The sequence below is a fragment of the Cupriavidus sp. NPDC089707 genome (assembly GCF_044748965.1).
Taxonomy (GTDB): Bacteria; Pseudomonadota; Gammaproteobacteria; order Burkholderiales; family Burkholderiaceae; genus Cupriavidus.
The window spans coordinates 298,899-311,608 of record NZ_JBIVHB010000004.1 but is presented as its reverse complement, the minus strand read 5'-3'; the positions used below and the strand labels follow the sequence as shown (position 1 = coordinate 311,608).

The following is a 12,710-nucleotide window of genomic DNA, read 5'->3' as shown; positions in this document are numbered from 1 at the left end:
GACCAAGCCCGCCATTCCCGACCCGGGGATGGCGGGCTTTTTCCATGGCATCATCGGCGGCGCTCGTCGGGGTCGTAGAGCGGATCGGGCGTGATCTGGGTCTGGCGCAGGACGCCGGCGTCGTCGAAATAGAAATTGAACAGAGACGGCCACACGTCTTCGTGGCGGAAGCGGTACGACCAGGCTTCGCGCCGCATCCGCGGGTAGTACTCGACCGGCAGCCGCGTCACGCCAAAGTGCTCGGCGACGTCCTCCCGGGTCCAGGTGCCGACCTGCGCCTTGTACAGCTCCAGCGTCGAGAGCATGTTGCGGAAGCTGGTGAGGTTGCCGTTGCGATCGAATTCGGCCCCGTAGGCGTACTGGCCCAGCGGCTGCTTGGAGTAGATCCAGCGCGAGGTGCCGTCGGGCAGGTTGAAGATATCGGTGGGCGGCCCGAATGTCGCCTGGACCGTCGCCTTGGGCTGGCCGACCAGCTTGGTGCCTTCCTGGACCGGCATCAGCGTGGTGCAGGCGCAGAGCAGGGCGGCAGCAAACGCCAGGGTAAGCCGGCGGGCACCGCCGGCAATTGCAGGGTTCATGACGGCCTCGGTCAGTGCTTTGGTGATATCGAGAGTGTAGTCCCGCGCCTGCCATTGTGTGGCCTTGGCGCTGCTTTTCGGTGCTACTTCGCGCAACATGCCGGCATTCGCGACAAATCCCGGTGTGCGCGAGGCGAGTGGCCTCATTTGCGCCCGACCGGCGTGCTGCCGTACCATCCACCGCTTTCCGGGAGAGACTATGCAGGGTGTGGCGCGGTTGCGAGGTTGGTTGGGCGGCCTTTTGTTGGTAGTGGCAGCGGGCGCGTCTGCCCAGGAGCCGATCCGGCTGGGGATGATCGACGGTCTTTCCGGTCCGTTCGCCAACGCGGGCGAGGCAGTGGCGCGCAACCTGCGCCTGGCAATCGAGCGCGTCAATGCCCGCGGCGGCGTCAAGACGGCCGAGGGCGCCCGGCCACTCGAGCTGGTGACGTTCGACAGCAAGGGTAATGTCGACGAGAGCCTGATCCAGTTCCGGGCGCTGACTGACCGGCGCATTCCCTTCGTCCTGCAGGGCAACAGCTCGGCCGTGGCCGGGGCACTGGTTTCTGCCATCAACCGCCACAATGCGCGCCAGCCCGATGCGCGCGTGCTGTTCCTGAACTATTCGGCAGTCGATCCCAGCCTGACCAACGAGAACTGCAGCTTCTGGCATTTCCGTTTCGATGCCAGCGCCGACATGCGCATGCAGGCGCTGACCGAGGTGATCCGGCAGGACCAGTCCGTGCGCAAGGTCTACCTGATTGACCAGGACTACAGCTTCGGCCACCAGGTGGCGCGTTCGGCGCGAGAGATGCTGGCCGCGCGCCGCCCGGACATCCAGGTCGTCGGCGACGAATTCCATCCGATCGGCAAGATCAAGGATTTTGCCCCCTATATCGCCAAGATCAAGGCGAGCGGCGCCGACGCGGTCATCACCGGCAACTGGGGCAACGACCTGACCCTGATGGTCAAGGCTGCGCGCGAGGGCGGGCTGCAGGCCAAGTTCTACACCTTCTACGGCAACGGCCTGGGTGCCCCCGCGGCAATGGGCGATGCCGGCGTCGGCCGCGTTCTGGCGGTGGCCGAATGGCACCCGAACGTGGGCGGCGCCGCCTCGGATGCGTTTTACCAGCAGTTCCGCGCGCGTTACCCCGAGCCGAAGGATGATTACGTGCATCTGCGCATGCAGATGATGGTGGAAATGCTGGCACGCGCCATCGAAAAGGCAGGCTCCACCGACGCGGTCAAGGTGGCGCGGGCGCTGGAGAACATGCGCTATGTCAACGACTTCCATGAGGCAACCATCCGCGCGGACGACCACCAGGTACTGCAGCCGCTGTATGTGTCCGTGATGGACAGGCAGGGCGGTGCGGTGCGGTTCGACAACGAGGGCTCGGGCTACGGTTTCCGGACCGTGCGCAAGCTCAAGGCCGCGCAGACCACGCTGCCGACCACCTGCCGGATGGAGCGCCCTTGAGCGCTGGAATGCTGCCCAGGGTGGGGCGGTTCTCCGCGCGCGCCTTTTCGGCTATAATCCGCGGCTGTCGTCGACTGGCCCCTGGCCGGATGGCGGCAAATCCGTGACACGACGCATGCGGCGCATCCCGCGCTGTGGCGTTCGCAAGTGAAAGGAAATCATCATGGCAGTCGCCGATATCAACAAGTCTGAAGTCATCAAGCAGTTCGCACGTGGCGCCAACGACACCGGTAGCCCGGAAGTGCAAGTGGCCCTGCTGACCACCCGCATCAACGAACTGACCCCCCACTTCAAGGCCAACATGAAGGATCACCACAGCCGCCGCGGCCTGCTGCGCATGGTGAGCCGCCGCCGCCGCCTGCTGGACTACCTCAAGTCCAACGACGCCGACCGCTACCGCGCCCTGATCGAAAAGCTGGGCCTGCGCAAGTAAGCTTGCGCAAGAGGTTGCGGACGATGGCAGCGCGATTCCAGGGTTTGCACGGTATCGCGTGAGGCCTGGATGCCTGCTTCAGCATTGCTGGGGCAGGCATTTTGCATTTCTGGCCGGGCGATTTCCGCGCCGGCCGGCAATGCTGCAGGTTGTTGGAGTGATTTTCGCTTCACTGTTTCCGGAGAATCCCGATTCGCCGGAACCCCGTTGCGGCAAGGCGCGCAACGGAGTAAGTTGTTCTTTTTTCTGGGTTTAGTATCCGGACCGGCCAAGGAAACAGGGCTTTGTGTCATTCCAGCGCGGCATCGGCAACAGTGCCGCGCTGGAATGGCATAGCACTTCCCTGCGACTGCAGCTGTCTCCGGCAGTTTGCCTGCGGCTGAGAACGCAGGCGTGGCACGCTGCGCAATGATCGCGAGCAGTGATCGCGGCGTGCACGCAAGACAAGGAATGCACATGTCCATGTTCAACAAGATCGTCAAGGAATTCCAATGGGGCCAGCACACGGTCCGCATGGAAACCGGCGAAATCGCCCGCCAGGCCGGCGGCGCCGTGCTCGTCGATGTGGAAGACACCGTGGTGCTGGCGACCGTGGTCGCCGCCAAGAACCCGAAGCCGGGCCAGGACTTCTTCCCGCTGACCGTCGACTACATCGAGAAGACCTATGCGGCCGGCAAGATCCCCGGCGGCTTCTTCAAGCGTGAAGGCCGTCCGTCGGAGAACGAGACCCTGACCTCGCGCCTGATCGATCGTCCGCTGCGTCCGCTGTTCCCGGAAGGCTTCTACAACGAAGTGCAGGTGGTGGTGCACGTGGTGTCGCTGAACCCGGAAGTGCCCGCCGACATCCCCGCGCTGATCGGCGCGTCGGCCGCGCTGGCCGTGTCGGGCATCCCGTTCAGCGGCCCGGTGGGCGCCGCGCGCGTGGGCTACAAGGACGGCCAGTACCTGCTGAACCCGACCCGCTCGCAGATCGCCACCTCGGACCTGGACCTGGTGGTCGCCGGCACCGAGCGCGCCGTGCTGATGGTCGAGTCGGAAGCCAACCAGCTGTCGGAAGACGTGATGCTGGGCGCCGTGGTCTATGGCCACGAGCAGATGCAGACCGCCATCAACGCCATCCATGAACTGGTGCGCGAAGGCGGCAAGCCCGAGTGGGACTGGACCGCAGCCGCCAAGAACGAGCCGCTGATCGCCAAGGTCACCGAAGTCGCGCTGCCGCTGCTGCAGGAAGCCTACCAGCTGCGCCAGAAGTCGGCCCGCAGCCAGAAGCTGAAGGAAGTGTCGGCCAACGTGGCCGCCGCGCTGGCAGAAGCCGGCGTGGAAGCCGACAAGGTGGAAGTCGGCAACATCATGTTCGACCTGGAAGCCAAGATCGTCCGCGGCCAGATCCTGAACGGCGAGCCGCGCATCGACGGCCGCGACACCCGCACTGTGCGTCCGATCGAGATCCGTTCGTCGGTGCTGCCGCGCGCGCACGGCTCGGCGCTGTTCACACGCGGCGAGACGCAGGCGCTGGTGGTGGCGACGCTGGGCACCAAGGGCGACGAGCAGATCATCGACGCGCTGGCCGGCGAATACCGCGACCGCTTCATGCTCCACTACAACATGCCCCCGTTCGCCACCGGTGAAACCGGCCGCGTGGGCAGCCCGAAGCGCCGCGAAATCGGCCACGGCCGCCTGGCCAAGCGCGCACTGATCCCGGTGCTGCCGAAGGACGATGAATTCGCCTACACCATCCGCCTGGTTTCGGAGATCACCGAATCCAACGGCTCGTCGTCGATGGCTTCGGTCTGCGGCGGCTGCCTGGCGCTGATGGACGCCGGCGTTCCGGTCAAGGCGCACGTGGCCGGCGTGGCCATGGGCCTGATCCTGGAAGGCAACAAGTTCGCCGTGCTGACCGACATCCTGGGCGATGAAGATCACCTGGGCGACATGGACTTCAAGGTGGCGGGTACCGACAACGGCATCACCGCGCTGCAGATGGACATCAAGGTCCAGGGCATCACCAAGGAGATCATGCAGGTTGCGCTGGCGCAGGCCAAGGAAGGCCGCCTGCACATCCTGTCGAACATGCAGGAAGCCATGGGCCACGCCCGCACCGAACTGTCGGAGCACGCCCCGCGCATGATCACCATGAAGATCCATCCGGACAAGATCCGCGAAGTGATCGGCAAGGGCGGTTCGACCATCCAGGCTCTGACCAAGGAAACCGGCACCACCATCGACATCCAGGAAGACGGCACCATCACCATCGCCTCGACCTCGACCGAAGGCATGGCCGAAGCCAAGCGCCGCATCGAGGGCATCACCGCGGAAGCCGAAGTGGGCAAGATCTACAGCGGCACCGTGCTGAAGCTGCTGGACTTCGGCGCGATCGTCAACATCCTGCCGGGCAAGGATGGCCTGCTGCACATCTCGGAAATCGTCAACGAGCGTGTGAAGGACATCAAGGACTGGCTGAAGGAAGGTCAGCAGGTCCGCGTCAAGCTGATCCAGGCTGACGAGAAGGGTCGCCTGCGCCTGTCGCTGAAGGCCGCGCTGGCCGAAGAGGGCGGCAGCATCAGCCCGATCAACGCTGGTGAAGGCGCTGCTCCGGCAGCACCGGCCGGCGGCTCGGAACAGCAGCAGTAAGCAGGGCAGTGACTGTCCCAAAGGTGCCGCCGCAAGGCGGTGCCGTGGAAAAACGGCCGGGCGATGCCCGGCCGTTTTTTTGTTTACACTGCGGCAACCCATCGAGCGAAGGCTCACACCGAGCAAAGACAAGGAGCAAAGAAGCATGCAAGCCATCGAGATCCGCGAATACGGCGCCCCCGAAGTCCTTCAGCTGACTGAGCGGCCCGATCCCGTGCCCACCGCGGGCGAGGTGCTGATCCGCGTGGCGGCCGCCGGCGTGAATCGCCCGGACGTGTTCCAGCGCACCGGCAATTACCCCGTGCCGCCGGGTGCGTCGGATCTGCCTGGCCTGGAAGTGGCGGGCGTGGTGGTGGGCGGCGACCTGTCCCATGTCGACAACCGCTTCGGCCTCAAGGTGGGCGACCGCGTCTGCGCGCTGGTGCAGGGCGGTGGCTACGCGCAACTGTGCACCGCGCCGCTGGCGCAGGTATTGCCGGCGCCCGACGGTCTCAGCGATATCGAAGCCGCGGCGCTGCCGGAAACCTTCTTTACGGTGTGGAGCAATGTGTTCGACCGCGGCTACCTGGGCCAGGGGCCGCGTGGCAAGGACGAAACGCTGCTGATCCAGGGCGGCTCCAGCGGCATCGGCACCACCGCGATCCAGGTCGCGAAGGCGCTGGGCTTCAAGGTGTTCGTCACGGCGGGCACCGATGAAAAGTGCAAGGCGTGCGAGGACCTGGGGGCCGATCGCGCGATCAACTACAAGACGCAGGATTTCGTGGCCGAGGTGGCGGCGCTGACCGGTGGCAAGGGCGTCGATGTGATCCTCGACATGGTCGCCGGCCCGTACCTGGCGCGCGAGTTGAAGTGCATCGCCGACGACGGCCGCATTGTCATCATTGCGCTGCTGGGCGGCGCCAAGGCTGAGATCCCGCTGGGCGATATCCTGCGCCGCCGCATCACCGTGACCGGCTCCACGCTGCGACCGCGTCCGGCGTCGTTCAAGGGCAAGATCGCCGCGGCGCTGCACGAGCAGGTGTGGCCGCTGCTGGCCGCTGGCAAGATCAAGCCGGTGATCCACCAGGTCTTCCCGGCCGCGCAGGCCGCCGACGCGCACCGCCTGATGGAGTCGAGCGAGCACATCGGCAAGATCGTGCTGACGTGGTGATGCCGCGCGCCGCCTGCTGGCGCTGAATATGCCGGCATCGGCACGGCGCAGAAAAATGCCGCCGCCCGCCGTTGTCGGGCGGCGGTAGCGTCCCGCCCCTGCCACACGCTACAATAGCGGGTTTGATTTTGGAGGGGCACTTCGTGAGACAAAAGCTCGTCATCGGCAATTGGAAGATGCATGGCAGCCTGGCTGCGAACGCGGCGCTGCTGGAGGGAATCAAGGCCGGCGTGGCGCGTGCGTCGCTGGCGGTGTGCGCACCGTTCCCCTATCTTGCACAATGCCAGGCGGTGCTGAACGGCTCGCAAGTGACCTGGGGTGCGCAGGACGTCTCGGCGGAGGCGCGCGGTGCCTTCACCGGCGAAGTGGCTGCTTCCATGCTGGGTGAGTTCGGCTGCACTTATGCCCTGGTCGGCCACTCTGAGCGCCGCACCTACCATGCCGAGACTGACCAGGTTGTCGCCGCCAAGGCGCTGCGCGCGCTGGAATTCGGTATTGTCCCCGTGGTCTGCGTAGGCGAAACGCTGGCCGAGCGCGAGGCCGGCCAGACCGAGGCCGTGGTTGGCCGTCAGCTGCAGGCAGTGCTGGAAGTGCTGTCGGTGGAGCAGCTGGGCCGCGTAGTGCTGGCCTATGAGCCGGTCTGGGCGATCGGCACCGGCAAGACCGCGACCAGCGAGCAGGCGCAAGCCGTGCATGCTTTCCTGCGCGGCAAGGTGGCGGCGCGCGACGCCGGCGTGGCCGAGCGCTTGGCCATCCTGTACGGTGGCAGCGTCAAGCCGGACAATGCCGCCGAGCTGTTTTCCATGGCCGATATCGACGGGGGGCTGATTGGTGGCGCCTCGCTGAAGTCGGAAGATTTTCTCGCGATCGGCAACGCCTGAATGCCGGCCGTTCCGATCGTTTCGATCAGGAAGTAACCAGGCAAGTAACGCTTATTTAAATCAAATGGCAATCTTCAAGACTTTGTTGGTGGTGTTGCAGGTGCTGTCGGCCCTGGGCGTGATTGGCCTGGTGCTGATCCAGCATGGCAAGGGTGCCGATGTGGGCGCGGCATTCGGCTCGGGCGCCTCGGGCAGCCTGTTCGGTGCCACCGGCTCGGCAAACTTCCTGTCGCGTACCACCGCCGTGCTGGCCACGCTGTTCTTCGTGTGCACGCTGGCGCTGACGTTGCTGGGCAACTACAAGCCCGCTGCGTCGCTGGGCGTGATGGGCGCCGCTCCGGCTTCAGCGCCGGCCACGGCAGGCGCATCGGCTCCTGTCGCTGCCCCGGCAGCCGCTGCTGACGCTTCGGCACCCGCAGCTCCCGCTGTACCGAAATAATCCGATTGCCTTGCGGCGGATTCCTGAGTTTTTTTGCAGTTGTGCGTTGAACAAAGCAAGAAATTTAGGTTAGAATGCAAGGCTTGAAACGATTCCCCAGCGATGGGTCTTAAGCGAAGGCAAAATGCCCCAGCGAGAGTCCTGAAGGGCCTGAAAACCCGGCGCCAGGCAATATTGTTTCTCCCCCAGCCGACGTGGTGAAATTGGTAGACACGCTATCTTGAGGGGGTAGTGGCGAAAGCTGTGCGAGTTCGAGTCTCGCCGTCGGCACCAAACAACTTGATCGGAGTCCCTGGCCGGGCAATGCACCCGCGCATGGGGCTCCGGCAGTCCGCAAGGCGGCGCGCCATGGTTCTCGTGGCTTAGCGCCTGGGGTGGGCAACAGGACGCCGCTTCAGCTGGTGCTGTTGACAACATTCCAGATAAGGCTGGCCGTACCTTGAATCTCGAAGCCTACTTCCCCGTTCTCATCTTCATCATCTTCGGTGTCGTGCTCGGCGTGGCATTGATGTCGATTGGTCGGATCCTCGGTCCGAACAAGCCCGATCCCGCGAAGCTGTCGCCGTACGAGTGCGGCTTCGAAGCGTTCGAGGATGCGCGCATGAAGTTCGACGTGCGCTACTACCTCATCGCCATCCTTTTTATCCTGTTCGATCTCGAAACCGCCTTCCTGTTTCCCTGGGGTGTTGCCCTGAGGGATATCGGCTGGCCGGGTTTCATCGCCATGGGCGTGTTTCTGCTGGAATTCATCGTGGGCTTCGTCTACATCTGGAAAAAGGGCGCGCTCGATTGGGAGTGATGTGAAATGGCAATCGAAGGCGTTCTCAACGAAGGCTTTGTCACGACTACCGCTGACAAGCTGATCAATTGGACCCGCACGGGGTCGCTGTGGCCGATGACTTTCGGCCTGGCCTGCTGTGCCGTGGAAATGATGCATGCCGGCGCCGCGCGCTATGACCTGGACCGCTTCGGCGTGGTGTTCCGCCCGTCGCCGCGCCAGTCGGACGTGATGATCGTGGCCGGCACGCTGTGCAACAAGATGGCCCCCGCGCTGCGCAAGGTCTACGACCAGATGGCGGAGCCGCGCTGGGTGATCTCCATGGGCTCGTGCGCCAATGGCGGCGGCTACTACCACTATTCGTACTCGGTGGTGCGTGGTTGCGATCGGATCGTGCCAGTGGATATCTACGTGCCGGGCTGCCCGCCGACGGCTGAGGCGCTGATCTACGGTGTGATCCAGCTGCAGAACAAGATCAAGCGTACCAACACCATCGCGCGCAAGGGCTGAAATGGCGAAGCTCGACATCCTGAAGACCGCGCTCGAGAAGGCTCTCGGCAAGCGCGTGCAGAAACTGATCGAGGCGACCGGCGAGTTGACGCTGATCGTCAAGGCCGACGACTACCTGGAAGCCGCCCGCATCCTGCGCGATGATCCCTCGCTGCGCTTCGAGCAGCTGATCGATCTGTGCGGCGTGGATTATTCCGACTTCGGCGACGGCGCATGGGACGGCCCGCGCTTTGCCGCCGTCTCGCACCTGCTGTCGATTACCCACAACTGGCGCGTGCGCCTGCGCGTGTTCGCTCCGGACGACGATTTCCCGGTGGTGGCCAGCCTGATCGACGTGTGGAACTCGGTGAACTGGTTCGAGCGCGAAGCCTTCGATTTCTACGGCATCGTGTTTGACGGCCACCCGGACCTGCGCCGCATCCTGACCGACTACGGTTTCGTCGGCTATCCGTTCCGCAAGGATTTCCCGGTCTCCGGCTATGTCGAGATGCGCTACGACCCCGAACAGAAGCGGGTCATCTACCAGCCGGTCACGATCGAGCCGCGCGAAATCACGCCGCGCGTGATCCGCGAGGACAAGTACGGCGGTTTGGAGCACTGAGAACGCGCCATGGCAGACATCAAGAATTACACCCTGAACTTCGGCCCGCAGCACCCGGCCGCGCACGGCGTGCTGCGCCTGGTGCTGGAGCTGGACGGCGAAGTCATCCAGCGCGCCGATCCCCACATTGGCCTGCTGCACCGTGCCACCGAGAAGCTGGCCGAACAGAAGTCCTGGATCCAGAGCGTGCCCTACATGGACCGCCTCGACTACGTGTCGATGATGGTCAACGAGCACGCCTACGTGATGGCGATCGAGCGCCTGCTGGACGTCGAAGTGCCGGTCCGCGCGCAGTACATCCGCGTGATGTTCGACGAGATCACCCGCATCATGAATCACTTGATGTGGATCGGTGCGCACGCACTCGACGTGGGCGCGATGGCGGTGTTCCTGTACGCCTTCCGCGAGCGCGAAGACCTGTTCGACATGTACGAGGCGGTGTCGGGCGCGCGCATGCACGCGGCCTACTATCGTCCGGGTGGCGTCTACCGCGACCTGCCTGACACGATGCCGCAATATCGTGCCTCGAAGATCCACAACGAGCGCGCCATCAAGGTGATGAACGAAGCGCGTTCGGGCTCGCTGCTGGACTTCATCGAGGACTTCACCAACCGCTTCCCGAAGTACGTCGACGAGTACGAGACGCTGCTGACCGACAACCGGATCTGGAAGCAGCGCCTTGTGGACATCGGCGTGGTCAGCCCGGAACGTGCGATGCAGATGGGCTTTACCGGTCCGATGCTGCGCGGCTCGGGCATCGAGTGGGATCTGCGCAAGAAGCAGCCGTACGAGGTGTACGACAAGGTGGACTTCGACATCCCGGTGGGCGTGGGCGGCGACTGCTACGCGCGCTACCTGGTGCGCGTGGAAGAGATGCGCCAGTCCAACCGCATCATCAGGCAGTGCATCGAATGGCTGCGCCGCAACCCGGGCCCGGTGATCACCGATAACCACAAGGTGGCGCCGCCCTCGCGCGTGGACATGAAGTCCAACATGGAAGAACTGATCCACCACTTCAAGCTGTTCACCGAAGGCATGCATGTGCCCGAAGGCGAAGCGTACGCAGCGGTGGAGCACCCGAAGGGCGAGTTCGGCATCTACGCGATCTCGGACGGCGCGAACAAGCCGTACCGCCTGAAGATCCGTGCGCCTGGCTTCCCGCACCTGGCCGCGCTGGACGAGATGGCCAAGGGACACATGATTGCTGACGCGGTAACGATCATCGGCACGCAAGACATCGTCTTCGGCGAGATCGACCGCTAATCACGGACCGCCGGCCCGGACGACGATCCGGGCGCTTTCCGAGGAGCTCCGCCGAGCGGAGCGGCCCGGAAGACCCGCGGCGGACCGGCAAGGCCTAAGGCCCGCCGGCGGAACGGCAGCGACGGCTGCAAACCTGCGGATGGACGCCCAGTGGCGCTGCATCCGCCGTTTTACTGCAATGACCATGCTATCAGCAGAAGCTCTCAAGGAAATCGATCGCGCGATCGCGAAGTATCCGGCCGACCAGAAGCAGTCGGCCGTGATGGCGGCGCTTGCCGTGGCACAGGGCGAGGTGGGCTGGGTTTCCCCTGAAGTCATGCAGTTCGTCGCCAATTACCTCGAGATGCCGCCCGTGTGGGTGGAAGAGGTGGCGACCTTCTACAACATGTACGACACCAAGCCGGTGGGCAAATTCAAGCTCGCCGTCTGCACCAACCTGCCGTGCGCCCTGTCGGGCGGCGAGCGGGCCGGCGACTACCTGAAGCGCAAGCTCGGGATCGACTACAACGAGACCACCGCTGACGGCTGCTTCACCCTGAAAGAGGGCGAGTGCATGGGCGCCTGCGGCGACGCGCCGGTGATGATCGTCAACAACACCCGCATGTGCAGCTTCATGAGCGACGACAAGCTCGACGCGCTTGTCGACGAGCTCAAGAGCGAAGCCGCCAAGGGGGGCAAGTAACATGACCAGTCTGCACGACCGCCATATCCAGCCGCTGATCCTGGCCGGCCTGGACGGCAAGAATTGGCACCTGGAAGACTACGTCAAGCGTGGCGGCTACCAGCAACTGAAGCGCATCCTGACCGAGAAGATCCCGCCCGAGCAGGTGATTGCCGACGTCAAGGCCTCCGGCCTGCGCGGCCGCGGCGGCGCGGGTTTCCCGACCGGCCTGAAGTGGAGCTTCATGCCGCGCACGTTCCCGGGTCAGAAATACCTGGTCTGCAACACCGATGAAGGCGAGCCCGGCACGTTCAAGGACCGCGACATCATCCGCTACAACCCGCACTCGCTGATCGAAGGCATGGCCATCGGCGCGTATGCGATGGGCATCACCGTGGGCTACAACTACATCCACGGCGAGATCTGGAACGAGTACAAGATCTTCGAGGAAGCCCTCGAAGAGGCGCGTGCTGCCGGCTTCCTGGGTGACAACATCCTGGGTTCGGGCTTTGATTTCCAGCTGCACGCCCACCACGGCTACGGCGCCTACATCTGCGGCGAGGAAACCGCGCTGCTCGAATCGCTGGAAGGCAAGAAGGGCCAGCCGCGCTTCAAGCCGCCGTTCCCGGCCAGCTTCGGCCTGTACGGCAAGCCGACCACGATCAACAACACCGAGACCTTTGCCGCGGTGCCGTTCCTGCTGGCCATCGGTCCCGAGAACTATCTGAAGCTGGGCAAGCCGAACAACGGCGGCACCAAGATCTTCTCGATCTCGGGCGACGTCGAGCGTCCCGGCAACTACGAGATCCCGCTGGGCACGCCGTTCGCCAAGCTGCTGGAACTGGCCGGCGGCATGCGCGGCGGCAAGCGCATCAAGGCGGTGATCCCGGGCGGTTCGTCCGCGCCGGTGGTGCCGGGCGACCTGATGATGGCGTCCGACATGGACTACGACTCGATCGCCAAGGCCGGCTCGATGCTGGGCTCGGGCGCGGTGATCGTGATGGACGAGACGCGCTGCATGGTCCGCTCGCTGCTGCGCCTGTCGTACTTCTATTTTGAGGAATCGTGCGGCCAGTGCACGCCGTGCCGCGAAGGCACCGGCTGGCTGTATCGCATGGTCAATCGCATCGAACACGGAGAAGGGCGCCAGGAAGACCTGGACCTGCTCAACAACGTCGCGGAAAACATCATGGGCCGCACCATCTGCGCGCTCGGCGATGCCGCGGCGATGCCGGTCCGCGGCATGCTCAAGCACTACTGGAAAGAGTTCGAATATCACGTCGAACACAAGCAGTGCATGGTTCCGGCCTACATCTAAGCGTGGCAGAA

Annotated in this window: 13 protein-coding genes and 1 tRNA gene; 13 read left to right on the top strand and 1 reads right to left on the bottom strand. The window is 64.4% G+C overall.

The genetic code is table 11. The features are described 5' to 3' along the window. Positions 1 to 50: 50 nt before the first annotated feature. Positions 51 to 578 carry a hypothetical protein gene (locus ACIP1U_RS09995; RefSeq protein WP_400314341.1) on the bottom strand — a complete coding sequence of 176 codons (528 nt, stop codon included), beginning with the start codon at positions 576 to 578 and terminating at the stop codon, positions 51 to 53. Between the two features lie 199 nt (positions 579 to 777). Here ACIP1U_RS09995 and ACIP1U_RS09990 point away from each other — a divergent pair, with 199 nt between their 5' ends. From ACIP1U_RS09990 to nuoF, 13 genes are all read left to right on the top strand, one after another. Continuing rightward, on the top strand, positions 778 to 2,034 hold the full coding sequence (locus ACIP1U_RS09990; RefSeq protein ID WP_400314340.1) for a branched-chain amino acid ABC transporter substrate-binding protein: 1,257 nt from the start codon (positions 778 to 780) through the stop codon (positions 2,032 to 2,034). A 163-nt stretch (positions 2,035 to 2,197) separates the two neighbouring features. Continuing rightward, entirely contained in the window at positions 2,198 to 2,467 is a 270-nt protein-coding gene (gene rpsO, locus ACIP1U_RS09985; RefSeq protein ID WP_010809136.1) for a 30S ribosomal protein S15, read from the top strand. 456 nt (positions 2,468 to 2,923) lie between these two features. After that, a complete protein-coding gene (gene pnp / locus ACIP1U_RS09980) occupies positions 2,924 to 5,098 on the top strand; it encodes a polyribonucleotide nucleotidyltransferase (RefSeq protein WP_400314338.1) in 2,175 nt (724 codons plus the stop codon). 145 nt (positions 5,099 to 5,243) lie between these two features. Further along, entirely contained in the window at positions 5,244 to 6,248 is a 1,005-nt protein-coding gene (locus ACIP1U_RS09975; RefSeq protein ID WP_400314336.1) for an NAD(P)H-quinone oxidoreductase, read from the top strand. Positions 6,249 to 6,391: 143 nt separating this feature from the next. Then, entirely contained in the window at positions 6,392 to 7,129 is a 738-nt protein-coding gene (gene tpiA / locus ACIP1U_RS09970; RefSeq protein ID WP_400314335.1) for a triose-phosphate isomerase, read from the top strand. A gap of 64 nt (positions 7,130 to 7,193) precedes the next feature. Beyond that, entirely contained in the window at positions 7,194 to 7,568 is a 375-nt protein-coding gene (gene secG / locus ACIP1U_RS09965; RefSeq protein ID WP_400314333.1) for a preprotein translocase subunit SecG, read from the top strand. Between the two features lie 188 nt (positions 7,569 to 7,756). Continuing rightward, positions 7,757 to 7,841: transfer RNA gene (locus ACIP1U_RS09960), tRNA-Leu, on the top strand. Positions 7,842 to 8,007: 166 nt separating this feature from the next. Beyond that, positions 8,008 to 8,367, top strand: a complete 360-nt coding sequence (locus tag ACIP1U_RS09955) for an NADH-quinone oxidoreductase subunit A (protein WP_010809131.1) — start codon at positions 8,008 to 8,010, stop codon at positions 8,365 to 8,367. A gap of 6 nt (positions 8,368 to 8,373) precedes the next feature. Beyond that, the gene (locus ACIP1U_RS09950; protein WP_011297145.1) at positions 8,374 to 8,856 is read left to right on the top strand and encodes an NADH-quinone oxidoreductase subunit B family protein; all 483 of its coding nucleotides are present in this window, start codon (positions 8,374 to 8,376) and stop codon (positions 8,854 to 8,856) included. A 1-nt stretch (position 8,857) separates the two neighbouring features. Next, the gene (locus ACIP1U_RS09945; RefSeq protein ID WP_400314331.1) at positions 8,858 to 9,457 is read left to right on the top strand and encodes an NADH-quinone oxidoreductase subunit C; all 600 of its coding nucleotides are present in this window, start codon (positions 8,858 to 8,860) and stop codon (positions 9,455 to 9,457) included. 9 nt (positions 9,458 to 9,466) lie between these two features. Further along, positions 9,467 to 10,720 (top strand): NADH-quinone oxidoreductase subunit D, encoded by a 1,254-nt coding sequence (locus ACIP1U_RS09940; protein ID WP_400314330.1) that lies wholly within the window; start codon positions 9,467 to 9,469, stop codon positions 10,718 to 10,720. Between the two features lie 184 nt (positions 10,721 to 10,904). After that, entirely contained in the window at positions 10,905 to 11,402 is a 498-nt protein-coding gene (nuoE, locus tag ACIP1U_RS09935) for an NADH-quinone oxidoreductase subunit NuoE (protein WP_400314328.1), read from the top strand. A 1-nt stretch (position 11,403) separates the two neighbouring features. Then, positions 11,404 to 12,699: an NADH-quinone oxidoreductase subunit NuoF gene (gene nuoF / locus ACIP1U_RS09930; protein WP_400314327.1), complete on the top strand. Its 1,296-nt coding sequence runs from the start codon at positions 11,404 to 11,406 to the stop codon at positions 12,697 to 12,699. Positions 12,700 to 12,710 lie beyond the last annotated feature (11 nt).

Bases quoted from the DNA above. Each gene is read 5' to 3' on its own strand.
- ACIP1U_RS09995 (WP_400314341.1), bottom strand. From the start codon at position 578: ATGAACCCTGCAATTGCCGGCGGTGCCCGCCGGCTTACCCTGGCGTTT.
- ACIP1U_RS09990 (WP_400314340.1), top strand. From the start codon at position 778: ATGCAGGGTGTGGCGCGGTTGCGAGGTTGGTTGGGCGGCCTTTTGTTG.
- rpsO (WP_010809136.1), top strand. From the start codon at position 2,198: ATGGCAGTCGCCGATATCAACAAGTCTGAAGTCATCAAGCAGTTCGCA.
- pnp (WP_400314338.1), top strand. From the start codon at position 2,924: ATGTCCATGTTCAACAAGATCGTCAAGGAATTCCAATGGGGCCAGCAC.
- ACIP1U_RS09975 (WP_400314336.1), top strand. From the start codon at position 5,244: ATGCAAGCCATCGAGATCCGCGAATACGGCGCCCCCGAAGTCCTTCAG.
- secG (WP_400314333.1), top strand. From the start codon at position 7,194: ATGGCAATCTTCAAGACTTTGTTGGTGGTGTTGCAGGTGCTGTCGGCC.
- ACIP1U_RS09950 (WP_011297145.1), top strand. From the start codon at position 8,374: ATGGCAATCGAAGGCGTTCTCAACGAAGGCTTTGTCACGACTACCGCT.
- ACIP1U_RS09945 (WP_400314331.1), top strand. From the start codon at position 8,858: ATGGCGAAGCTCGACATCCTGAAGACCGCGCTCGAGAAGGCTCTCGGC.
- ACIP1U_RS09940 (WP_400314330.1), top strand. From the start codon at position 9,467: ATGGCAGACATCAAGAATTACACCCTGAACTTCGGCCCGCAGCACCCG.
- nuoE (WP_400314328.1), top strand. From the start codon at position 10,905: ATGCTATCAGCAGAAGCTCTCAAGGAAATCGATCGCGCGATCGCGAAG.
- nuoF (WP_400314327.1), top strand. From the start codon at position 11,404: ATGACCAGTCTGCACGACCGCCATATCCAGCCGCTGATCCTGGCCGGC.